Genomic DNA, 21,551 nt, shown 5'->3' with positions numbered 1-21,551 from the left:
GGCTCATGCCTGTTGAACAAAGGTCAGCCGCACAGCGAAACCGATCAACAGGCTGCCGAACAACCACTGCTGCAAACGTTGGGCTGAAGGACTGCGTTGCAGCCAACGGCCCAGCGCGGTACCAACGAGTGCGTAGGCACTGTCGAACAGCAAACCGACGCCGACCAGCACCACACCCAGGGTCGCAAATTGCTCAAGCACCGGCCCGGCCTGTGGATAAATAAACTGCGGCAGCAACACTGAGCAAAACAGCAAAGCCTTGGGGTTGAGCAGATTGGTCAGCAAACCGCGACGAATCGCTGTGCTCCAGCGTGATTGTTCGCTCGTGAGCTGATCGGTCAGGCTCGGCAACATCGTGGTCCTCAAACACTGAATGCCGAGCCACAGCAGATACGCGGCCCCCGCCAGACGCACCACATCGAAGGTCCACGGCGCGGCTTTGAACAATGCCGCCAGGCCCAGGGCCGCCAACGCCACGTGACAACCCCTGGCGATGGCCAGACCGACAGCCGTGGCCAGCGCTGCGCCCTTGCCCTGGCGAGCTCCGGTTTGCAACAGCAGGATCATGTCAGGTCCCGGCAATAGGTAGACCACCGCCAGCGCCATGAAAAACAGCCCAATTCCTGCCATGTCGTACCCCATTCGTTGTCGATTCGGTAGGGCCAGTCTAGGACGCAGAGGCGGGGCAGGTGCTTGCGTAGTTCGCTTCTATTGGGTTCTTGATTGGCATAATCTGCTGGTTAATTCAGCTGTAACCATCAGGATCTGCCAAATCATGAAACTGGACGCCTACGACCGTAAAATTCTCGCCGCACTGCAACGGGACGGGCGCTTGAGCAATGTGCAATTGGCCGACGAGATCGGATTGTCCGCGTCACCCTGTTTACGTCGGTTGCGAATGCTCGAGGAGGCCGGGGTGATTCGCGGTTACCAGGCCAATCTCGATCGCGACGAAGTGGGCCTTGGGCTGACAGTGTTTGTCGGGGTCAAGGTCGAGCGTCATAACGACGAACAGGCAGAAGCGTTTCGCCTGGCGGTAACGGCGTTGCCGGAAGTGGTCTCGGCGTTTCTGGTGTCGGGGGAGTCGGATTTCCTGCTGCAAGTGGTGGTGCCGGACCTGCGTGCGTATGACCGTTTTCTCACTGGAAGTTTGCTGAAGCTGCCGGGTGTGAGCGACATTCGCAGCAACTTTGCGATCCACACGGTGAAATCGCCGGGGGCGTTGCCGTTGGAGCATTTGCCAACCTGAAAGCAAAAAAATCGCAGCCATCGTAGGCACTGCCGAAGGCTGCGATCGTTTGATCTTTTACATCTGCGTCGCCATCCCCTCGACATTCATCGCCGCCTGACGCAACGCCTCCGAGCGCGTTGGATGAGGATGGCAAGTCAGGGCAATGTCCTCGGCCGAGGCGCTGAATTCCATGGCAACGCAATACTCGCCAATCATTTCACTGACGCTCGGGCCTACCAGATGCACGCCGAGAATTTCGTCGGTGCGCTCGTCGGCCAGCACTTTGGCGAAGCCTTCGGTCTCGTGGTTGATCTTCGCCCGGCTGTTGGCGGTGAAGGGAAACTTGCCGACCTTGTAGGCGCGACCTTCAGCCTTGAGCTGCTCTTCGGTCTTGCCGACGCTGGCCAGTTCCGGCCTGGTGTAGATCACGTTGGGGATCAGGTCGTAGTTGACCTCGCCAGCCTTGCCAACGATCTGCTCGACGCAGGCCATGGCTTCGTCCTCAGCCTTGTGCGCGAGCATCGGCCCGGACGTCACATCGCCAATTACCCACACTCCCGCTGCTTCGGTTCGGTGGCCCTTGTTGGCGAGCATGCCGCGTTTGTCCGTGACGAGACCGACGTTTTCCAGGCCCAGCCCCTGTGTGTAAGGTCGGCGACCGATGGCGACCAGCACGTAATCCGCCTCCAGCAGCTCGGCAGTGCCGCCAGCGGCGGGTTCGACGCTGAGCTGGACACCGGTGGCGGATGAAGTGGCGCTGGTCACTTTCGAACTCAGCTTGAATTTGATGCCTTGCTTGCTCAGTGAACGTTGCAGCGTTTTGCCCGCTTCGCCGTCAACACCGGGGCAGATTCGGTCGAGGAATTCGACCACCGTCACTTCTGCGCCAAGGCGTCGCCACACTGAACCCAGCTCCAGGCCGATTACCCCGGCGCCGATCACCACCAGATGTTTGGGGACTTCGCTGAGCGAGAGCGCGCCGGTTGAATCGAGGATGCGCTGGTTGTCGATGTCTACGCCGGGCAGGGGAGTGGGTTCGGAACCGGTCGCGATGATGATGTCTTTGGCGCTCAGTTCGGTTTTGCCACCCGCACTGTCGGTCACGGTGACTTTGCCTGGACCGTCGATATGGCCCCAACCCTTGATCCAGTCGACCTTGTTTTTGCGAAACAGAAACTCGATGCCCTTGGTCAGCCCGGTCACGCTTTCATCTTTTTGCTTCATCATCTGGGCGAGGTTCAGGCTGGGTTTTACCTCGATTCCAAGATTGGCGAACTCAGAACCCATAGCCGCATCGTAAAGTTCAGAGGCATGCAGTAACGCCTTGGAAGGCATGCAACCGACGTTCAGGCACGTGCCGCCGAGGGTGTCACGTCCTTCCACGCAGGCCGCTTTCAAACCCAGTTGCCCGGCGCGGATCGCCGCGTTGTAACCGCCGGGACCACCGCCGAGTATCACGATGTCATAAGTGCTCATGGATATTCTCCTGGTTTGAAAGTCGGGATGGGTAAAAGTAGTTCGCGAGTAAAATTACGAGCGTAATATGTGCGTTCCTCGGCATTTCGGTCAAGGCTTCAGGCAATCGACAGCTTGAGCGATTTTAGATAGCGCATTTGAATACAGAAATTTCACGCGTTTCGTTATACCGTAACGAATTGCCATGTGAGCAAAGACCAACGCTGGGGTGATATGCAAGTCGATCTCGATGTGGATGAGGCACCGCTCGCCGGATTGCCGCGCTTTCAACAGGCTCTCTTTCAGGGACGACGTTTGCGCCAGTTTGCAATGGGCGCCGGGGTGCTTGCAGCGACAGGCTTGTTGCTGGCGTTTTTTGCAGGACTGTTTGCACCGCAATCGCTTTGGCCTGCGTTGCTGGTCAACCAGAGTGCCGCTTTCCTGGTGTTGATTGCGGGATTGCAATCGGCCAGGTGGGTGACGCAATGGCGCGGACGGGCGATTAATCCGGAGGTTGCGGTGATCGTCGTCAACGAAGCCACCGCAACGTCAGATTGGTATGAGCACTTGCTCGATCGGATCAGTCAGCGATGGCTGCATGTTGTCAGGCAAATCGGTGCACCCACGTTGTGGCTGGGCGGGTGGGCACTGCTGACGCTAGTGGCGATCAATCAAGTGTGGAGCCTCGCTTTGCCGCCCGCCGCTTTAGGAATGGCGGCGACCGTTGGCGCAGCGATTTCGTTGCTGTTGGCCTTCGGGTTACTGGTGCTGGAGCGCCACCTTGCACAGGAAAACACCGCGCAATGGCCTGAAGCTGATTCTTTGGCGCAGCTGACACGCGTCGCGATTATCAGCCTGGTGCTCGGCGCCGTCTGCTTGTTGTTCGCCAACGAGACTGCGGTTTGGCCTGCTCGCCTGGCGGTATTGATCGGTCTTTTACCGGGGCTGGTGGCCGCCGAGTTGCTGTTACGTGCGGTGTTGTCCTTGTTCAGCCCGCGTCGCGAGCGTCTTGAGCCCGAGCTGCTGGCGCGCAGTTTTATCGCTGACATGCTCTGCTGGCCGCCACAACCCTTGCTGGCGTTGCAGCACGAACTGCATAACCGTTTCGGCATCGATCTACGCCAGATCTGGGCCTTCACCTACATACGTCGGGCGTTCGTGCCGATACTGGCGGTGGTGGCAATCATCGGTTGGGCTCTGACCGGCATTCACGAAATTCCGTTGCAGGCACGCGGTATCTACGAGCGATTCGGTAAGCCGGTTGAAGTTTTCGGCCCAGGCTTACACGCGGGTTTACCGTGGCCATTGGGGCGGGTTTTGAGTGTCGAAAACGGAGTTGTTCATGAGCTGGCCACCAGCGTCGGTGAAGCGTCGGCCACTCAACTTTACCCGGCTGAAGGTCCGGCACCTGCCATCGCCAATCGTTTGTGGGATGCCAGCCATGTGAACGATAAGTCACAGGTGATTGCCAGCAGCCGTGGCGACAGGCAGAGCTTCCAGGTCGTCAACATGGATGTGCGCTTCGTGTATCGCATCGGGCTAACCGATCAAGCGGCGTTGGCGGCAACTTACAACAGTGCTGACGTGCCGACGCTGATTCGCAGTACCGCCAGCCGAATTCTGGTTCACGATTTTGCTTCGCGCACCCTTGATGGATTGCTCGGCGAGGACAGGGTAGGGCTCGCCGAAGAGATCGGCCGCGCCGTGCAGGCTGACTTGCAAACACTCGACAGTGGCGTAGAGATTCTCGCCACCGTGGTCGAGGCCATTCATCCACCGGCCGGCGCGGCCAACGCGTATCACGGTGTACAAGCGGCGCAGATCGGCGCACAGGCTTTGATTGCCCGTGAGCACGGCGCGGCGGCAGAAGCGACCCATCAGGCACAACTGCAAGCCAGCATCGTTCGCGATCAGGCGACAGCCAGCGCGGGTGAGATCAACGCTAACGCCCAAGCGGCAGACCTGAAGTTCAGGGCCGAACAGAAGGCCTATGCAAGCGCTGGCCAGGCCTTCGTTCTGGAGCAATATCTGAGTCAATTGTCCCAAGGCCTGGCCAATGCCAGGTTGCTGATTCTCGATCATCGTCTGGGTGGTAGCAGCAATGCACCGACCATCGATCTCCGTACGTTTATACCGCCGGTTGACCCTGCGTCGTCGCGCAAAACCGCTCAGCCAGGAGCTGCCAATTGAGCCAGTCCCACACTCACGATCACGATGAGCACACCGGTCACGGCCATGCTGGTCATCACCACCACGGTCATCACCATCATCATGGTGATCCCCAGGAAGCGGGGCCGTTCCCCTGGCGGCGCATGGGTTGGGCTGCGTTGCTGGTGGCATTTGCTGTCGCGGCTGCGAGCCTGGTGCAAGTGCGATCGGGCGAAGCCACGGTGATCACGCGTTTCGGCAATCCATCGCGGGTACTGCTGGAACCGGGGCTCGGCTGGCGTTGGCCTGCACCATTCGAAGCAGCGATTCCGGTGGACCTGCGACTGCGCACCACCTCTAGCGGTTTGCAGGATGTCGGCACGCGAGACGGTTTGCGCATCATCGTTCAGGCCTATGTGGCCTGGCAGGTGCAGGGTGATCCGGACAATGTGCAACGCTTCATGCGTGCGGTGCAAAACCAGCCGGATGAAGCGGCTCGGCAGATTCGTACGTTTGTTGGTTCGGCACTGGAAACGACCGCGAGCAGTTTTGATCTGGCGAATCTGGTGAATACCGATGCGAATCAAGTGCACATTGCCGAGTTCGAGGCGCAGTTGCGTCAGCAGATCGATCAGCAGTTGCTCACCACTTATGGGGTGCGTGTGCTGCAAGTTGGCATTGAGCGATTGACCTTGCCGTCGGTGACACTCACGGCGACAGTCGACCGAATGCGCGCCGAGCGTGAAACCATCGCCACGGAACGGACTGCAATCGGTAAACGTGAAGCTGCACAAATTCGTTCCGCTGCCGAGCGTGATGCGCGAATTGTGCAAGCTGATGCCACGGTGAAAGCCGCCGACATCGAAGCGCAATCTCGAGTTGAGGCCGCGCAAATCTATGGTCGTGCCTACGCCGGATCGCCGCAGCTCTACAACTTACTGCGTTCGCTCGACACCTTGGGCACCGTCGTGACGCCGGGAACAAAATTGATTTTGCGCACCGATGCTGCACCGTTTCGAGTGTTGGTTGACGGTCCGCCGAGCCTTGAAACCAAACCCGGATCGCAGCCATGAGTTTGGTTCCACGTGGAACAAATGAGCTGAGTAGCCCATGGATTCAGGCCGGTCGGTTGGCGTTTCTTGCCCTGTACGCGGTGACCGTTCTAGCTGCATTGGCATGGGTGTTTTCCAATGTGCGGCAAATCGACCCGCAGAATCGCGCGGTGGTTTTGCACTTCGGTGCGCTGGATCGAATCCAGAATGCAGGGTTGTTATTGGCTTGGCCGAGGCCGTTTGAACAAGTGATTTTGCTGCCGGCCGCGGATCGCGTGATCGAGCGTCGAGTGGAAAACCTGCTGCGAAGTGACGCCGCTTCACAAGCTGATCGCGTGGCGAGTTTCGCTACACCGATCAGCGATGCATTGGCCGGTTCCGGTTACCTGCTGACGGGTGATGCCGGCGTGGTGCAACTTGATGTGCGGGTGTTCTACAAAGTCACCGAGCCTTATGCCTTCGTGCTTCAGAGCGAACATGTGTTGCCGGCGCTGGATCGACTGGTCACTCGAAGCGCCGTAGCGCTCACCGCTGCGCGTGATCTGGACACCATCCTCGTCGCTCGTCCGGAGTTGATCGGCGCTGACAGCCAAGCGGCTGAACGGCGCGAACGCTTGCGGGGTGATCTGGTGCAAGGGATCAATCGGCGTTTGGCGGAACTCACTGCGACGGGGCAGGGGTTGGGAATCGAAGTGGCGCGAGTCGATGTACAGTCGAGCCTTCCCGGTCCCGCGGTCAACGCGTTCAACGCGGTTTTGACGGCCAGCCAGCAAGCCGACAAAGCCGTGGCCAATGCGCGCACCGAAGCGGAGAAGCTCACTCAGTCAGCGAACGAGCAAGCGGACCGCACGCTGCAAGTCGCCCATGCGCAGGCGAGCGAACGGCTGGCGAAAGCGTCTGCCGACACGGCCACGGTGTTGAGTCTGGCCAAGGCGCAACAGCAACGCATCGACCCACAAATGCTCCTGCGCATTTACCGGGAGCGTATGCCGAAAATTCTCGGCCAAGCCGGATCGGTAACGACGATCGACCCTAAAGACGATTCCCGCCTGATCATTCAGGGAGCTGCACAATGACCGTTAAAACCGCTGCCGCACCGAGCCTGTTGTCGTCGGCAGAACAACGCAGCGCTGCGCGCCAGTTAACCCTGGCCATGCTCGCAATGGGCTTTTTGGCGCTCGGTTTGATCTGGCGCTGGCTGTCCCCGGAGCAGACCGGCGTCAGTCAGTTACTGTTGGGTTTTGCTTCGCTGTTGGTCGCCGTTCCGGTCATGCGCTCGGCTTGGTACAGCTTGCGGTATCCGAGCCTGCACGGCATCACCGATCAATTGATCGCCCTGGCGATGCTTGGGGCATGGGCCACCGGCGATCTGCTGACCGCGGCTTTGCTGCCGATCATCATGATCTTCGGGCACGTCCTGGAAGAACGCAGTGTCATCGGTTCCCAGGAAGCGATTCACGCCTTGGGTAAATTGACCCGCAGTCATGCGCGCAAGGTTCGGGCGGATGGCTCCGTTATCGAAGTCGACAACGGTACGCTCAAGCCTGGGGATCTGGTTGAAGTTCGTGCCGGAGATCGGGTGCCTGCAGATGGTCGAGTGTTGTCCGGACAGGCGAGTCTGGACACTGCATCCATCACCGGCGAGTCGGTGCCGATGGAGGCGGGTGTCGGCATGTCGGTGTTCGGCGGTGCTATCAACCTGGATGGTTTGCTGCGCATCGAAGTGACCCGCACCGGCCACGAGTCGACCCTCGGGAAAGTCATCGCCTTGATGCAAAACGCCGAGCGTTCCAAGCCGCCGATTACGCGTTTGCTCGAACGTTACGCCGGCAGCTACATGGTGTTGGTTTTGTTGCTGGCGGCAGTGACCTGGTTCGTCACCAACAATGCCCAGGCGATGCTGGCGGTGTTGGTGGCGGCGTGTCCTTGTGCGTTGGTGTTGTCGGCACCCGCCACCGCGATTGCCGGGGTGGCAGTGGCGGCGCGACACGGGATTCTGATCCGCAGCTCGGCGTTTCTTGAGGAGTTGGCAGACCTTACGTCGTTGGTTGTCGACAAGACCGGCACCCTGACCTTTGGCACGTTGCGACTGCAATCCATCGATAGCCCTCTGCAGGATCACGGTCATCTGTTGAAGCTCGCGGCGAGCCTCGGCTCGGCCAGCAGCCACCCGGTCAGTCGTGCCTTGGCAGGGTTGGTTTCCCAGGAGCATTTCCTGTTGCTTTCGGACATTCATGAGCGCCAAGGCCTGGGGGTCGTGGCGATGACCGGGCAAGGCGAAGCCGCACTCGGCCGTCCGGAATTGTTCAGTCAGTTGGGCATCATCACTTCTGCCGTTCCGGACCACGATGGCCCGATAGCCGGACTGGCGCTCAACGGTGAGTTTCTCGCCTGGCTGTTGCTCGCCGACAGCGTCAAGCCCGAAGCCCGGTTTGCGCTGAGTGAATTGCGTGGCCTTGGGTTGGGTCGACAGCTGTTGCTGACTGGGGACCGTCAAAGCGTCGCGCAAACGCTTGCCCGCGATGTCGGTATCAGTGATGTCGAAGCGCAGGCGTTGCCCGAAGACAAACTGAACCGCGTGCTCAAGGAAATCGACAGCGGTTTCCGGCCGATGGTGGTCGGTGATGGCATCAACGATTCGCTCGCTCTCAAGGCTGGCGTGGTCGGTGTGGCAATGGGCGCTGGTGGTGCAGACATTGCGTTGGCCTCGGCGGACATCGTCTTGATCGGCAGCGATTTGCGCCGTCTTGGCACCTGTGTACGGTTGAGCCGTCAATGTCGCCGGACGTTGCAAGTCAACGTCATCATTGGCCTGGGCTGGACACTGGCGATTGTAGCCTTTGCTGCCTTTGGCTGGCTCGGCGCTGCCGGGGCAATGGTGGCGGCATTGCTGCATAACCTCAGTACGTTGCTGGTGTTGGGGAATGCCGGGCGTTTGCTCAGGTTTCAGGAGCCCTTGCTCAAGCTAAAGGAAGAAGTCTGAGTTTCCTCTGGGATTGGCCTGAACCCCCACGCTAAAGGCTTATACGTTTTTTAGAACTGTGGCGCCGGTTCGTAGTCATTTGTAATAAGGGCGCACCATTTCGTGTTCACGGCGGCGGAATTGGCGTCGTGAATCCATGGAAAACGGCTATGGATTCGATAGGCCGCTATTTTTCCAACATGGTCTACCCTCTGATCAGACGTCTGAAACAAGGGGAATATCCATGCTCGCGCATCTTCCACCGGCCTTACAGAATCTGCAGTTACCGCTTCGTCTGCGACTCTGGGATGGCCATGAATTTAATCTGGGGCCGGCGCCCAGCGTGACGATTGTGGTCAAGGACCCACAAATGGTTACCCAGTTCACCCATCCCAGCCTGGACTCGTTAGGCGCAGCGTTTGTCGAAGGAAAGCTGGAACTGGAAGGTTCCATCAGCGATGTGATCCGCGTCTGTGATGAATGGAGCCAGGCGCTGCTTGACGAGGCTGATGACAACCAGCCTGTGCGCACCCTCCACGACAAGGAAACCGACGCCAAGGCAATTTCTTACCACTACGACCTGTCCAATGCGTTTTATCAGCTGTGGCTCGACAGCGACATGGCCTATTCGTGCGCCTATTTCGAGACCGGCAGCGAAACCCTTGAGCAAGCCCAGCAAGCCAAATTCCGTCACCTGTGCCGCAAACTGCGTTTGCAGCCTGGCGAGTATTTGCTGGATGTCGGTTGTGGTTGGGGAGGATTGGCACGTTTTGCGGCCCGAGAGTTCGGCGCGAAAGTGTTCGGCATAACCCTCAGTAAAGAGCAATTAGCCTTGGCCCGTGAACGCGTAAAAGAGGAAGGGCTGGAGGACTTGATCGAGTTGCAGTTGCTGGACTATCGCGATCTGCCGCAGGACGGTCGTTTCGACAAAGTGGTCAGCGTCGGCATGTTTGAACACGTGGGTCATGCCAATCTGGCCGAGTACTGCAAGACGCTGTTCGGTGCGGTAAAAGAGGGCGGTCTGGTAATGAACCATGGCATCACCGCCAAACACATTGATGGCCGCCCCGTCGGACGCGGTGCCGGTGAGTTCATCGAGAAGTATGTGTTCCCCAACGGTGAGCTCCCGCATCTGGCGATGATCTCTGCCGAGATCAGCGATGTCGGGCTGGAAATCGTCGATGTCGAGAGCCTGCGCCTGCACTATGCGCGAACGCTGGATCATTGGAGCGAGCGCCTCGAAGACAACCTTGAAGCGGCGTCGAGGCTGGTGCCTGGCCAAGTGTTGCGGATCTGGCGCCTGTATCTGGCGGGATGTGCTTACGCCTTTGCCAGAGGCTGGATCAACCTGCACCAGATTCTCGCGGTGAAAGCCCACGCCGATGGCAGTCATGAACTGCCATGGACCCGGGACGACATCTACATTTAGAGGATCGGTGAAATAAGCCGGGCGACCCGCATGCCGAGGTGTTGCAGTCGACGGGTCTCCCGGCTTTCTTCTTTGGCGATTTCGTGGGCATTGGCGAAATCATCGCTGAGCATCTGATCCACCTCGGCGGCAAACGCGCGGTCAACCGTCAGCAGCATCACTTCGAAGTTCAACCGGAACGAGCGGTTATCCATGTTGGCACTGCCAATGGCGCTGATTTCACTGTCGATCAATACCACTTTCTGATGCAAGAACCCGGGCTCGTAGCGGAACACCCGCACACCCGCACTCACCGCTTCAAAGGCATAGAGACTGGAAGCGGCGTAGACCACGTGATGGTCGGCTCGGGAAGGCAGCAGAATCCGCACATCCACACCGCGCAGCACTGCCAATCGCAGTGCCGCGAACACGGCTTCATCGGGGATGAAGTAGGGGGTGGTGATCCACACTCGTTCCGTCGCCGCGTGGATGGCGTCGACGAAGAATAAGGAACAGGTCTCGTAAGCGTCCGCCGGGCCGCTGGCGAGCAATTGGCACAGCACGCCGTCTTCTGGATAAACCTGCGGCAGAATCAGCGGCGGTAACGCACGTGCGGCCCAGAACCAATCTTCGGCAAAGGATTCCTGCATGCAGGCCACAACGGGTCCACGGACCCGCACGTGGGTATCGCGCCAGGGCGCCAAGGGTGGTTTTTCTCCCATGTATTCATCGCCAACGTTGTGCCCGCCGACGAATCCGAGGAAGCCGTCCACAACGACGATCTTGCGATGGTTGCGGAAGTTCACTTGAAAGCGATTGAGCCAGCCGCTGCGGGTAGCGAAGGCTTTGACCTGGACACCGCCATCGCGCAACGCCTGTACATAACTGCGAGGCAGAGAGTGGCTACCGATTCGGTCGTACAGCAGGTAAACCGCAACGCCTTCGGCCGCTTTCTTTAGCAGCAACTTTTGCAGGCGTTGGCCGAGGCGGTCATCGTGGATGATGAAGAACTGTACCAGTACGGCCTGTTTCGCTTGATCGATGGCTTTGAAAATGGCGTCGAAGGTTGCCTGCCCGTTGATCAGCAGGCGCACCTCGTTGTTGGCCAGGCACGGCATATGGCCCAGCTTCGGCATCGCTCTTAATGAGTCGTATGCGGTGGACGCACGGGCGGTGAGCGCCTCCTCTACCCAAGGGCGCCAGTTGAGCTCAGAGATGGCCTTGCGCATTTCCTCGTTGGCTTGGCGCCTTGCCTTGATATATGCGTCGAAAGAACTGCGACCGAATATCAGATACGGAATGAGCATCAGGTAGGGCATGAAAAAAAGTGACAGCGCCCACGCAATCGAGCCTTGCGCGGTTCGAACGGTCAACACGGCGTGTATCGCGGCGATCATGCCCAGCGTATGCAGCAGGGCGATGGTATAGCCGAAAATATGCGGTCCGAAGTAATCCATAGTGGGGCAGCCTTGCTCCTGAAGATTCAGTGCTTAACAGACCATGTTCTGTGCAGAATGTCGCTATTTAATTGGCCTATGAACCGACGCCTTTGGTTGACGTCTAACGGCCACTACTGATCAGGAGTTACTTGATGAACGTTCGTCTACTGGGTTTGGCCATGGCGCTTGGTTTGGCACTTCCTGTGGCCGCTCAGGCACAGATGCTGCAACCGGGTTTATGGGAATTGACTACAAGCAACATGAAGGTCGATGAGCAGAACATGCCTGATCTGCAACTGCTCCTCGGTCAGATTCAAAATCAGATCACCCCTGAGCAACGCGCACAGTTGGAGAAACAGGGCATCACTATGGGTGGCAAAGGTATTCGGGCGTGCCTGACTCCCGAGCAGGTCAAGACCGACAACATTCCACTGACGGATCCGCAATCGGGATGCAAACAGGAGATTACCGAGCGTACGGGTAACCAGTGGAAGTTCCGCTTCAGCTGCCCGAGGGCGCAGGGAGCAGGCGTCGCCACGTTCTTGAGTGATCGTGAGTTCACCACCAAGGTCAATGGCACTTTCAATGCCACCGGTCTTCAGCAGAAGGGCAGTCTTGAGTCTCGCGCCGTATGGTTAGGGCAAGATTGCGGGACGGTCAAACCGCGCGCTTAAAAGCTATGTCGTTCCCCAGTTGAAAAGACTCTCGGCAACGGCGTCGTGAGCATGAAGACTTTCAGCGTGAATAACACGAATATGAAAAGCCTTGATGCCTGGGGAACGTTTCAATGCCTGATTCAAGCGCCGTGCAGCATCTTCGCAGAACATCAAATTCTGACCATTGGCCAAGGCAAATGCTTGCTCGTCGGCGCGTTTTACCGCGGTTTGAACGGCAGTGCCCAAGGCTGTTTCTGCGTTGTTGATGAGCGCAACCAATGGCAGGTCTTTCAGGCGCTCGTCCAATCTCAAGCGCAATTGCGCCGTGCTTCGTTGACTGTGGGGCGTTGCAACGATGCCCTTGGTCGAGCCCAGCCACGCCAGAATCTCCGTGTGTTGCAAGGAGCGGTTGGCGAAGTCCCGGGCGAATTGTTGCTGAATCAACTGACGTGAAAGGGCCGCTGAACAGGGGCAAGTTGCGGAATAAAGCAGCTCGGTTTTTAGTTCCACGTGGAACATATCGTTCTTTAAGCGAGCTTCGATGCTGACCGGGTAGCTTTTCCAGCCTTCCAAAGGGCTAAGCATCGCGGTTCTTTTCAACAGTAGATCCGTGCGTATTTTCAAGTAAGCGCGATTGGCCAATCCCTTATGGCTGTCTAGAAAATGGCGCAGAACCTGAAGTATTAAATCTGGAGAAAGGGTTTCTCGTTCGAGCAACTCAAGCGCCAGATATAGCCGGGACATGTGTATGCCCCGCGCATTTCCATCATCCAGGCTCACGCCTGCATCGGCTTTTGCACTCAGCCGTTGGCCATCAAAAATAACAGGAAGAGCAATGCCACACATCCCGACCCATTCCAGTGGGATGGGGTGATGGGAGGGGGACGCCTGCGCGGCAATATCCGGCAAAGTCAGCGCATTCATGAGCAAGGTCCATCGCAGAGGTTGTTTTTACTATGTTATAGTATAACAATGCAGTTCGACGATACCTTTTCTTAAGCGAGGACAACGCTGATGTCAAACCGCCTGCCCGTAACCGTCCTCTCCGGCTTTTTAGGTGCCGGAAAAAGTACACTTCTTAATTACATACTACGTAATCGCGAAAATTTGCGGGTCGCTGTGATTGTTAATGACATGAGTGAAATCAACATCGATGGCAGTGAAGTCCAACGGGACGTCAGCCTCAATCGTGCTGAAGAAAAACTCGTCGAAATGAGCAATGGCTGCATTTGCTGCACGCTGCGCGAAGACTTGCTGGAGGAAGTCAGCAAGCTCGCCAGGGACGGCCGCTTTGATTACCTGTTGATCGAATCCACAGGCATTTCCGAACCGCTGCCGGTGGCGGAAACCTTCACGTTTCGCGATGAAACCGGGCAGAGCCTCGCCGATATCGCCCGGCTCGATACGATGGTCACGGTCGTCGACGGCATGAACTTTTTGCGCGACTACCAGGCAGCAGAAAGCCTGGCCTCCCGTGGCGAAACACTTGGCGAAGCGGACGAGCGCTCAATTACCGACCTGCTGATCGAACAAATTGAATTCGCCGATGTGATCCTCGTGAGCAAGATCGATCTGATCAGTCGCTGCGAGCGCGAGGAACTGATCGCCATACTTGAGCGACTCAACGCTCAGGCGGCCATCATTCCGATGGTGATGGGTGAGATTCCCTTGGAGAAAATCCTCAACACCGGCCGCTTCGACTTCGAAAAAGCGGCCCAGGCGCCGGGCTGGTTGCAGGAAATGCGTGGCGAACATGTACCGGAAACCGAAGAGTACGGCATTGCCTCCAGTGTTTACCGTGCGCGCCGACCGTTCCATCCCCAGCGTTTTTTCAGCTTCATTGACGGGGAATGGATTAACGGCAAATTGCTGCGCTCCAAAGGGTTTTTCTGGTTGGCGAGCAAACACATGGACGCGGGTAGCTGGTCCCAGGCCGGAGGAATGATGCGTTACGGTTTCGCCGGGCGCTGGTGGCGTTTCGTACCGAAGAACCAATGGCCACAAGACGCGGAAAGTACGGCCGCAATCATGGAGAACTGGAGCGCTGCTGCCGGAGATTGCCGGCAGGAACTGGTCTTCATCGGTCAAAACATCGACTTCGTACAACTGAATGCCGAGCTTGATGATTGCCTGCTGACGGATGATGAAATGGCGCTGGGCGTCGAGGGCTGGAGTGTGTTTGCGGACCCGTTTGGCCCTTGGTATGAAGAGGCCGCCTGATTATCGGTCTGCACGTTGAGGCGTGAGCCAGGTGCCCTGGCTCTGAGCCTCGCAATAAGGCTTCAAATACGCCGCGTCGCTGGCAACGCCGTAATAGTGAATATCCTGCCGGTAAGGCATATTGGCGACTTGAGCGTTGCTGCAAACACCGAAGGCGCCACCCGGGCATTGATCGACGTATTCCACTGAGACCTTCTGCCCGGGCAGGGTCGGCTGGCAGAAGCCATCGGCGAACAGTTTTTCCGGGATATTGCGATTCTGCTGGCAGACTTTCACATCAAGGCGTTCAGCCTGACTGTGAATCACGCAGGCCTGGGCCAGTGCTTCACCGCAGGCAAGCGCCCACAGCAACGAAAAAATCCACCGCATCCATTACCTCCTTAGAAAACACCGACCATGTTGCAGAACATTCCCACGCACGTCATTGCTGGCCCGTTGGGCGCCGGCAAGACCAGCCTGATCAAGCACCTGCTGGCTCAACGGCCGATCGATGAGCGGTGGGCGGTGTTGATCAACGAGTTCGGCCAGATCGGCCTCGACGCGGCGCTGCTGACCTCGCAGAGCGATGGTATCGCTCTGGGAGAAGTGGCCGGCGGTTGCGTGTGTTGCGTCAACGGCGCGCCGTTTCAGATCGGCCTTGGGCGCCTTTTGCGCAAGGCGCAACCGGATCGCCTGTTCATCGAGCCCTCCGGGCTGGGGCATCCGGCGCAATTGCTCAGGCAACTGAGCGAGGCACCGTGGCAAGGGGTGTTGGCTGTTCAGCCCAGCGTGTTGGTGCTGGATGCCCAAGCGCTCGCGGATGGTAAGCCACTGCCTGTGACACAACAGGAGGCGCTGAACGGCGCCGGATTGTTGTTGCTGAACAAGTCTGAGCATCTCGACGAAGAACACCGCACGCAGATTGCCGCTCGACTGCCTTCGCGTCCGATGTATTGGACGCAAAATGCCGTTTTACCCTTGGTCGAGTTGCCGGGTTTGGCAGCTCAGGCCGTGGCAGGTGTGGATAACTTCGTTGCGCCCAAGGGGTTGGCGCAGATGCCTGCGGTTTGGCCTGATCCCGCGTTGCCCATCTGCTTGAGTCAGCAGCAGGACAGCGGCTGGAGCATCGGTTGGCGTTGGCACCCGAGCCAGATATTCGATGCGACGCTGATCGAGCGGTGGCTGTCAGGGCAGGTCTGGCGTCGTGCGAAGCTGGTTATCCACAGTGACGCGGGATGGGTTTCAGCTAATGCAGTGGATAACTCGGCGCTGGATTGGCAGCCCATCGAGTGGCGGCAGGATTCGCGCCTGGAGCTGATTTTCAGTGAGCCGCAGGATGTCGACGTCCTGCAAAGCCAGTTGAAAGGTTGCCGTACGACACCGCGTTAACGGTTCAAGGCCGCCACTTGGTGTGTTCTTGGCGCCACTGGCTCAACTCAATCACTTCGGCACGAGGTTTCACCACATCAACGACAGTTTCTGTCTCTGCATGCGGCATAGGGTAGGGCGCCAATTCGATGTGTGCGCTGTGCGCGCCAAACTGGGTGATGGTGCCGTTATGGCGGGTTTCGCCCGTCACGGTGAATTCGAAGTTATATACACGGCCCAGACGTCGACGACCGTTGGCGTCTTTGATGAAGGCGATTTTTTTCAGTGCAACGTTGCCATCCAGCAACTCGACGCCAAGTTTGCTGCAATGCTGCTTGACCCGTTCCAGCGCCCGCTCGCGCAAGCCGTGGTTGTGCCATAGCCATGCGCCCGCGGTGGCGAACAGCATCAGCACGAAAATATTTCCTAGGGTCAGCATCAACAGATTGCTCCAACAAGAGAGTGTCAGCTTAACTGCGTCGCCGGTCTGTCGTACAGACTGCGTTTAGTCGCATACTGCGCGGCTAGAATTTCAATCGTTTTACGGAAACTCACCGCATGAAACGTACGCCTCATTTGCTCGCTATCCGGTCCCACGTGGTGTTCGGTCACGCCGGCAACAGTGCCGCGGTATTCCCGATGCAGCGGGTCGGGGTGAATGTCTGGCCGCTCAACACCGTACAGTTCTCCAACCACACCCAGTACGGCCAGTGGACCGGGGATGTGTTATCGCCCCATCAGATTCCTGACCTGGTCGAAGGCATTGCGGCGATTGGCGAGCTGGGCAACTGCGATGCCATCCTCTCCGGTTACCTTGGCAGTGCGGCCCAGGGTCGGGCGATTCTGACCGGTGTGGCACGAATCAAGTCGATGAATCCCAAAGCGCTGTATTTGTGCGATCCGGTCATGGGCCATCCCGAGAAGGGCTGCAGCGTGCCGGCTGAAGTCAGTGACTTCCTGTTGGAAGAAGCCGCTGCCGTGGCGGACTTCATGTGCCCGAATCAATTGGAGCTGGACAGCTTCTCAGGGCGCAAGCCGAAATCGCTGTTTGATTGCCTGGCGATGGCCCGCGCGCTGCTGGCGCGTGGCCCGAAGGCGGTGCTGGTCAAACATCTGGATTATCCCGGAAAATCCTCGGATGTCTTTGAAATGTTATTGGTGACGACAGAAGGCAGCTGGCATCTGCAGCGTCCATTGTTGGCGTTTCCGCGTCAGCCGGTGGGTGTCGGCGACCTGACTTCCGGGCTTTTTCTGGCCCGCGTGCTGTTGGGTGACAGCCTGGTGGCGGCGTTCGAATTTGCTGCATCGGCGGTGCATGAGGTGCTGCTGGAAACCCAGGCTTGTGCCAGTTACGAGCTGGAGCTGGTGCGGGCTCAGGACCGGATTGCCCATCCGCGGGTGAGGTTCGAGGCGACTTCGATCAGTTTGTAATCAGATCACGGCAAAAAGATCGCAGCCTGCGGCAGCTCCTACAAGCTGCCGCAGGCTGCGATTTTTTGCTTAAGCGTCGCCCTTGATTTCCTGATAACGCTTTTCCAGTTCCTGACGAATCTGGCGGCGTTGCTGAGCCTGGATGAAGCGCCGTTTGCTCTCGCTGTTGTCCGGTTGCAGTGGCGGTACCTGGGCAGGTTTGCGCTGATCATCGACCGCGACCATGGTGAAGAAGCAGCTGTTGGTGTGACGGACCGAGCGTTCGCGGATGTTCTCGGTCACGACCTTGATGCCCACTTCCATGGAGGTGTTGCCGGTGTAGTTCACCGATGCAAGAAAGGTCACCAATTCGCCGACATGGATCGGCTCGCGAAAAATCACCTGGTCTACCGACAAGGTCACTACATAGCGTCCGGCGTAACGACTGGCGCACGCGTAAGCCACTTCGTCCAGGTATTTGAGCAGGGTGCCACCGTGAACATTGCCAGAGAAGTTGGCCATGTCGGGGGTCATCAATACCGTCATCGACAGTTGGGCATTTCCGGGTTCCATAGCATTCTCACGGGTTAAGGCAACGTTTGAGGGATGCACCTCTGCGGGTGCCTCAGCGGTTTTTTTCAAACCAGCAGTTATCGGGACGCCGTGCGCCTGTGCGCCGTCACGCCTAATCGATCTGTTTCCATATATTGCACCGCCTTTCTGCTGCAAGTCGCGGTGTTACCCTGCAAAAGCCCCAGCCTCGAGGGCAATTCCTACAAGTAACTCAGATTTTTCCTCAGCTCAATCTGACCGTTCTTACGGCTGGATTTTGGGCAATGACATCCAGGGAGCGCCACGCCATGCATGCCATCAGTTTCATTCAAGATCTGGCAGTGATCATGTTGATCGCAGGCGTGGTGACCGTGGTGTTTCATCGCCTCAAGCAACCGGTGGTGCTGGGGTATATCGTTGCCGGTTTCATCATCGGCCCGCACACCCCCCCGTTCGGACTGATTCACGACGAAGAGACCATCAAGACCCTGGCGGAGCTCGGGGTGATTTTCCTGATGTTTTGCCTGGGCCTGGAGTTCAGTCTGCGCAAGCTGTTCAAGGTCGGTGCCACAGCCTTCATCGCAGCGTTCCTGGAAATCGTGCTGATGATCTGGATCGGCTACGAGATCGGCCGCTGGTTCGACTGGAACACGATGGACTCGCTGTTCCTGGGCGCGATCCTGGCGATTTCTTCGACCACCATCATCGTCAAGGCGCTCAATGATCTGAAACTGAAGAATGAGCGGTTTGCTCAGCTGATTTTCGGTGTGCTGATCGTCGAAGACATTCTGGGCATCGGCATCATCGCGTTGCTGTCGAGTATCGCTGTCAGTGGTACGGTCAGCTCCGGCGAGGTGTTTTCCACCGTCGGCAAGCTCTCGCTGTTCATGATCGTTGCGTTGGTCCTCGGCATTTTGATGGTGCCGCGGTTGCTGGCTTACGTGGCCAAGTTCGAAAGCAACGAAATGCTCCTGATCACGGTGCTGGGCCTGTGTTTCGGCTTCTGCCTGCTGGTGGTCAAGCTCGAATACAGCATGGTGCTGGGTGCGTTCCTGATTGGCGCGATCATGGCCGAATCGCGGCAATTGCTGAAGATCGAGCGCCTGATCGAACCGGTTCGCGACTTGTTCAGTGCAATCTTTTTCGTGGCGATCGGGCTGATGCTCGACCCGACGATCCTGCTGCAGTACGCCTGGCCGATTGCGGTGATCACGGTAGCCGTTGTGCTCGGCAAGATGTTGTCCTGCGGCCTGGGTGCCTTTATCGCCGGAAACGATGGACGAACCTCTTTGCGCGTCGGGATGGGTCTTTCACAGATCGGCGAATTTTCTTTCATCATCGCCGCGCTGGGCATGACCTTGCAGGTCACCAGCAACTTTCTATACCCGGTGGCGGTGGCTGTTTCGGTGATCACGACCTTGCTCACGCCTTATCTGATTCGCGCAGCCGATCCATTGTCGATCAAACTTGCGCAGGTCATGCCCGAGCGTCTGGGAAGGGTGTTGGGGATGTACGGCGAGTGGTTGCGCAGTATCCAGCCGCAGGGAGAGGGCGCCTTGCTGGCATCGATGATTCGACGGATATTGCTGCAGGTGGGGGTCAATCTGGCGCTGGTGGTTGCGATTTTCTTCTCGGGTGCGTTTTTTGCCGAGCGGATGGCTGCTTACTTTGAAGAATGGATCAGCGACCCGAGTTGGCAGAAAGCGTTGATCTGGGGCGGAGCGCTGTTGTTATCGCTGCCATTCCTGATCGCGGCGTACCGCAAGTTAAAGGCATTGTCGATGTTGCTGGCGGAAATGGGCGTGAAACCGGAGATGGCCGGGCGGCACACGCAGCGAGTGCGACGGGTGATCGCCGAAGTGATCCCGATCCTGTCTCTGCTGGTGATCTTCCTGCTATTGGCAGCCTTGTCGGCCAGTATTCTGCCGACCAACAAGTTGCTGCTGCTGATCGCCATCGTCGCAGCCGCCGTGGCGGCGCTGCTGTGGCGTTGGTTCATTCGCGTGCACACGCGGATGCAGGTGGCTTTGCTGGAAACTCTCGACAACCACAAGGAGTCGTCCGGGCATTGACCACCGGCATCGGCTGAATCAGCTTTCCAGCCAGACATCCCGTGCCCAGTGCCACACCGACTCCCAGGTTTCTTCGGCGATCAGCTCTTCTTCGGCCTGCCAAAGCACCACGGTGCCGTCTTCTTCGACGCAGTAGTAATCGTCACCGTCCTGGCAGATCGGGATCAGGCTGCGATCAACGCCGGCATCCCAGGCGTTGGCAGCAACGTCCGGCAGGTAAGTGTGGGATTGCGGGTCGGTGACGGTCACCGGCTCCAGGCTGCCGTAGACCACGTCGCTGACGGTCAGCAGAAATTCTCTGAAGACAAACGGAATGTCGATGAACAGTTGTTCCTCGATTTCCACCAGCTGGTCTTCGTCGGGCAGCTCCAAGGGGACCGGTACCGGTTCGTTGGCTTCACGCAGTTGTTCGATGATTTCTTCCACGTCCGGGATCCTCTTGCTTGTATGGCGCGGTTTATATGGGGCGGTTTATACAGTAGCTTGCTATAGATGCAACCGCGAAATAGAAAACCCCAGCCAAAGCTGGGGTTTTCATTACAGCACGTGAAACGCGGAGTCGGGATCAGCCGTTCTGGCGGATACCGGCCACGAGCCAAGGCTGGTTCTCGCCCTGAGCGCGTTCCATGTTCCAGCTTTCGCTGAAGACTTCGCCCTGGTCGAAACGCGAGGTTTTCGACACGCCGTTGAAGGTCAGGGTAGCGATGGTCTTGTCGGCACGATCATCCACACCGTCCAGCTGCACATTGAGGTTATCTATGTAGGTGGACTGGAAACCGTCGCCCAGGTCGGCACGTTCGCGCTTGAGGAACTCCAGCATTTGCGGGGTCACGAACTCGGCAATCTTGTCCATTTCGTTTGCGTCCCAGTGCTGTTGCAGGGACTGGAAGTGATTGCGCGCTGCTTCGATGAAGTTCTGTTCGTTGAACCAGGCTGGAGCGTTGATGACCGGACGAGCGGCGACTGGTGCTGCCGCGCCGCCGAAGATCGAACCGCCAGCAGGTTTCTGTTCAAATGCTTCACGCTGCATCGGCGGGGCGTAGCCTGCCGGAGCCATGTGCGGCTGCTGCTTGCGGCGGCGGGCGGCGATGAAACGGAAGACCAGGAAAGCGATGACCGCCATGATCAGGATGTCGAAGATCTGCATGCCCTGGAAGCCGTCGCCCATGAACATGGACGCCAACAGGCCACCTGCGGCGATGCCGGCCAGAGGGCCGAGCCAGCGCGAAGCGCCACCGGCCTTGGCAGCGGCGCCTGCGGCACCGGCAGCACCAGCGGTCGCCGCAGCGCCGCCCATGCCTGGAGAAGAAGGAGCCATCTGGCTGGTTTGGTGTGTCGGCGCAGCGCCGGCGCTTTTGCCACCACCGAAGCGCTTGGCGGCATTGACGTCGAGACTCATCGTCAGGCCGATGCACAACGCCATGGCGATGCTAAGAAAACGTTTCATAAAGGGAATTCCCATTTGTGGAAGGCACGCGCGCCATGTTGCACAGGTGAAGTGTTACTGGCTAGCGGCAGAGTGTTTCGGGCTTTTGCCTGACAGGTTGGGTTCAGCTCTGTCGGCGCTAGAGGACCCGTATACTTTGGTCTGTAGGATTT

At 58.2% G+C, this 21,551-nt stretch carries 20 protein-coding genes; 11 read left to right on the top strand and 9 right to left on the bottom strand.

Annotated features, from left to right (window positions below):
- Positions 1 to 3 precede the first annotated feature (3 nt).
- Complete coding sequence (locus QMK58_RS00625; protein ID WP_053164022.1) at positions 4 to 630, bottom strand: LysE family translocator; 627 nt, start codon at positions 628 to 630, stop codon at positions 4 to 6.
- Between the two features lie 145 nt (positions 631 to 775).
- Between QMK58_RS00625 and QMK58_RS00620 the strand changes: the two genes are divergently transcribed.
- Positions 776 to 1,249, top strand: a complete 474-nt coding sequence (locus QMK58_RS00620; protein ID WP_320395754.1) for an Lrp/AsnC family transcriptional regulator — start codon at positions 776 to 778, stop codon at positions 1,247 to 1,249.
- Between the two features lie 57 nt (positions 1,250 to 1,306).
- Here the strand turns inward: QMK58_RS00620 and lpdA are convergent, their stop codons facing one another.
- Positions 1,307 to 2,707: a dihydrolipoyl dehydrogenase gene (gene lpdA / locus QMK58_RS00615; RefSeq protein WP_320395753.1), complete on the bottom strand. Its 1,401-nt coding sequence runs from the start codon at positions 2,705 to 2,707 to the stop codon at positions 1,307 to 1,309.
- Between the two features lie 213 nt (positions 2,708 to 2,920).
- Here lpdA and QMK58_RS00610 point away from each other — a divergent pair, with 213 nt between their 5' ends.
- The 5 genes from QMK58_RS00610 to cfaB all read left to right on the top strand — a co-directional run bounded on the left by QMK58_RS00610 (position 2,921) and on the right by cfaB (position 10,277).
- On the top strand, positions 2,921 to 4,876 hold the full coding sequence (locus tag QMK58_RS00610) for a protease modulator HflK (protein ID WP_320396572.1): 1,956 nt from the start codon (positions 2,921 to 2,923) through the stop codon (positions 4,874 to 4,876).
- Positions 4,873 to 5,907, top strand: coding sequence for a protease modulator HflC (gene hflC, locus QMK58_RS00605; protein ID WP_053164018.1), 1,035 nt, complete (start codon positions 4,873 to 4,875; stop codon positions 5,905 to 5,907). The genes QMK58_RS00610 and hflC overlap by 4 nt, the downstream gene beginning before the upstream one ends.
- Entirely contained in the window at positions 5,904 to 6,962 is a 1,059-nt protein-coding gene (locus QMK58_RS00600; RefSeq protein WP_320395752.1) for a protease modulator HflK, read from the top strand. The genes hflC and QMK58_RS00600 overlap by 4 nt, the downstream gene beginning before the upstream one ends.
- Positions 6,959 to 8,869 (top strand): heavy metal translocating P-type ATPase, encoded by a 1,911-nt coding sequence (locus QMK58_RS00595; protein ID WP_320395751.1) that lies wholly within the window; start codon positions 6,959 to 6,961, stop codon positions 8,867 to 8,869. The genes QMK58_RS00600 and QMK58_RS00595 overlap by 4 nt, the downstream gene beginning before the upstream one ends.
- A 223-nt stretch (positions 8,870 to 9,092) precedes the next feature.
- On the top strand, positions 9,093 to 10,277 hold the full coding sequence (gene cfaB, locus QMK58_RS00590; protein WP_053164012.1) for a C17 cyclopropane fatty acid synthase CfaB: 1,185 nt from the start codon (positions 9,093 to 9,095) through the stop codon (positions 10,275 to 10,277).
- On the opposite strand, the gene cls is transcribed toward cfaB, so the two are convergent.
- Positions 10,274 to 11,713: a cardiolipin synthase gene (cls, locus tag QMK58_RS00585; RefSeq protein WP_053164011.1), complete on the bottom strand. Its 1,440-nt coding sequence runs from the start codon at positions 11,711 to 11,713 to the stop codon at positions 10,274 to 10,276. The genes cfaB and cls overlap by 4 nt on opposite strands.
- 134 nt (positions 11,714 to 11,847) lie before the next feature.
- On the opposite strand from cls, the gene QMK58_RS00580 reads away from it, so the two are divergent.
- Positions 11,848 to 12,369 carry a DUF3617 domain-containing protein gene (locus tag QMK58_RS00580; protein ID WP_053164009.1) on the top strand — a complete coding sequence of 174 codons (522 nt, stop codon included), beginning with the start codon at positions 11,848 to 11,850 and terminating at the stop codon, positions 12,367 to 12,369.
- 3 nt (positions 12,370 to 12,372) lie between these two features.
- Here QMK58_RS00580 and folE2 read toward each other — a convergent pair whose 3' ends face one another.
- On the bottom strand, positions 12,373 to 13,275 hold the full coding sequence (folE2, locus tag QMK58_RS00575; RefSeq protein WP_320395750.1) for a GTP cyclohydrolase FolE2: 903 nt from the start codon (positions 13,273 to 13,275) through the stop codon (positions 12,373 to 12,375).
- Positions 13,276 to 13,365: 90 nt separating this feature from the next.
- Here folE2 and zigA point away from each other — a divergent pair, with 90 nt between their 5' ends.
- Positions 13,366 to 14,571: a zinc metallochaperone GTPase ZigA gene (zigA, locus tag QMK58_RS00570; RefSeq protein ID WP_053164006.1), complete on the top strand. Its 1,206-nt coding sequence runs from the start codon at positions 13,366 to 13,368 to the stop codon at positions 14,569 to 14,571.
- On the opposite strand, the gene QMK58_RS00565 is transcribed toward zigA, so the two are convergent.
- The gene (locus QMK58_RS00565) at positions 14,572 to 14,940 is read right to left on the bottom strand and encodes a hypothetical protein (protein WP_053164005.1); all 369 of its coding nucleotides are present in this window, start codon (positions 14,938 to 14,940) and stop codon (positions 14,572 to 14,574) included.
- 27 nt (positions 14,941 to 14,967) lie between these two features.
- Here QMK58_RS00565 and QMK58_RS00560 point away from each other — a divergent pair, with 27 nt between their 5' ends.
- The gene (locus tag QMK58_RS00560; protein ID WP_053164002.1) at positions 14,968 to 15,939 is read left to right on the top strand and encodes a CobW family GTP-binding protein; all 972 of its coding nucleotides are present in this window, start codon (positions 14,968 to 14,970) and stop codon (positions 15,937 to 15,939) included.
- A gap of 4 nt (positions 15,940 to 15,943) precedes the next feature.
- Here the strand turns inward: QMK58_RS00560 and QMK58_RS00555 are convergent, their stop codons facing one another.
- Positions 15,944 to 16,357, bottom strand: a complete 414-nt coding sequence (locus tag QMK58_RS00555; RefSeq protein WP_053164000.1) for a DUF3301 domain-containing protein — start codon at positions 16,355 to 16,357, stop codon at positions 15,944 to 15,946.
- A gap of 119 nt (positions 16,358 to 16,476) precedes the next feature.
- On the opposite strand from QMK58_RS00555, the gene pdxY reads away from it, so the two are divergent.
- Positions 16,477 to 17,349, top strand: a complete 873-nt coding sequence (gene pdxY / locus QMK58_RS00550; RefSeq protein ID WP_320395749.1) for a pyridoxal kinase PdxY — start codon at positions 16,477 to 16,479, stop codon at positions 17,347 to 17,349.
- Between the two features lie 69 nt (positions 17,350 to 17,418).
- Here pdxY and QMK58_RS00545 read toward each other — a convergent pair whose 3' ends face one another.
- Positions 17,419 to 17,901, bottom strand: coding sequence for an acyl-CoA thioesterase (locus tag QMK58_RS00545; RefSeq protein ID WP_007971685.1), 483 nt, complete (start codon positions 17,899 to 17,901; stop codon positions 17,419 to 17,421).
- A 287-nt stretch (positions 17,902 to 18,188) separates the two neighbouring features.
- Between QMK58_RS00545 and QMK58_RS00540 the strand changes: the two genes are divergently transcribed.
- Positions 18,189 to 19,952: a cation:proton antiporter gene (locus QMK58_RS00540; protein ID WP_053163995.1), complete on the top strand. Its 1,764-nt coding sequence runs from the start codon at positions 18,189 to 18,191 to the stop codon at positions 19,950 to 19,952.
- Positions 19,953 to 19,970: 18 nt separating this feature from the next.
- Here the strand turns inward: QMK58_RS00540 and QMK58_RS00535 are convergent, their stop codons facing one another.
- Together QMK58_RS00535 and QMK58_RS00530 are read right to left on the bottom strand one after the other, a co-directional pair.
- Positions 19,971 to 20,378, bottom strand: a complete 408-nt coding sequence (locus QMK58_RS00535; RefSeq protein WP_053163993.1) for an SMI1/KNR4 family protein — start codon at positions 20,376 to 20,378, stop codon at positions 19,971 to 19,973.
- Positions 20,379 to 20,517: 139 nt separating this feature from the next.
- Positions 20,518 to 21,399 carry a Tim44 domain-containing protein gene (locus QMK58_RS00530; RefSeq protein WP_053163991.1) on the bottom strand — a complete coding sequence of 294 codons (882 nt, stop codon included), beginning with the start codon at positions 21,397 to 21,399 and terminating at the stop codon, positions 20,518 to 20,520.
- Between the last annotated feature and the right edge of the window lie 152 nt (positions 21,400 to 21,551).

This window comes from Pseudomonas sp. P8_241 (assembly GCF_034008315.1).
In the GTDB taxonomy this organism is placed as follows: domain Bacteria; phylum Pseudomonadota; class Gammaproteobacteria; order Pseudomonadales; family Pseudomonadaceae; genus Aquipseudomonas.
The sequence above is the reverse complement of the archived record's forward strand: the minus strand, read 5'-3'. Positions and strand labels throughout refer to the sequence as shown.

Bases quoted from the DNA above. Each gene is read 5' to 3' on its own strand.
- zigA (WP_053164006.1), top strand. From the start codon at position 13,366: ATGTCAAACCGCCTGCCCGTAACCGTCCTCTCCGGCTTTTTAGGTGCC.
- QMK58_RS00595 (WP_320395751.1), top strand. From the start codon at position 6,959: ATGACCGTTAAAACCGCTGCCGCACCGAGCCTGTTGTCGTCGGCAGAA.
- QMK58_RS00540 (WP_053163995.1), top strand. From the start codon at position 18,189: ATGCATGCCATCAGTTTCATTCAAGATCTGGCAGTGATCATGTTGATC.
- pdxY (WP_320395749.1), top strand. From the start codon at position 16,477: ATGAAACGTACGCCTCATTTGCTCGCTATCCGGTCCCACGTGGTGTTC.
- QMK58_RS00555 (WP_053164000.1), bottom strand. From the start codon at position 16,357: ATGCTGACCCTAGGAAATATTTTCGTGCTGATGCTGTTCGCCACCGCG.
- QMK58_RS00620 (WP_320395754.1), top strand. From the start codon at position 776: ATGAAACTGGACGCCTACGACCGTAAAATTCTCGCCGCACTGCAACGG.
- QMK58_RS00610 (WP_320396572.1), top strand. From the start codon at position 2,921: ATGCAAGTCGATCTCGATGTGGATGAGGCACCGCTCGCCGGATTGCCG.
- QMK58_RS00560 (WP_053164002.1), top strand. From the start codon at position 14,968: ATGTTGCAGAACATTCCCACGCACGTCATTGCTGGCCCGTTGGGCGCC.
- QMK58_RS00565 (WP_053164005.1), bottom strand. From the start codon at position 14,940: ATGCGGTGGATTTTTTCGTTGCTGTGGGCGCTTGCCTGCGGTGAAGCA.
- lpdA (WP_320395753.1), bottom strand. From the start codon at position 2,707: ATGAGCACTTATGACATCGTGATACTCGGCGGTGGTCCCGGCGGTTAC.
- QMK58_RS00545 (WP_007971685.1), bottom strand. From the start codon at position 17,901: ATGGAACCCGGAAATGCCCAACTGTCGATGACGGTATTGATGACCCCC.
- QMK58_RS00600 (WP_320395752.1), top strand. From the start codon at position 5,904: ATGAGTTTGGTTCCACGTGGAACAAATGAGCTGAGTAGCCCATGGATT.
- QMK58_RS00625 (WP_053164022.1), bottom strand. From the start codon at position 630: ATGGCAGGAATTGGGCTGTTTTTCATGGCGCTGGCGGTGGTCTACCTA.
- cfaB (WP_053164012.1), top strand. From the start codon at position 9,093: ATGCTCGCGCATCTTCCACCGGCCTTACAGAATCTGCAGTTACCGCTT.
- cls (WP_053164011.1), bottom strand. From the start codon at position 11,713: ATGGATTACTTCGGACCGCATATTTTCGGCTATACCATCGCCCTGCTG.
- QMK58_RS00580 (WP_053164009.1), top strand. From the start codon at position 11,848: ATGAACGTTCGTCTACTGGGTTTGGCCATGGCGCTTGGTTTGGCACTT.
- QMK58_RS00530 (WP_053163991.1), bottom strand. From the start codon at position 21,399: ATGAAACGTTTTCTTAGCATCGCCATGGCGTTGTGCATCGGCCTGACG.
- folE2 (WP_320395750.1), bottom strand. From the start codon at position 13,275: ATGAATGCGCTGACTTTGCCGGATATTGCCGCGCAGGCGTCCCCCTCC.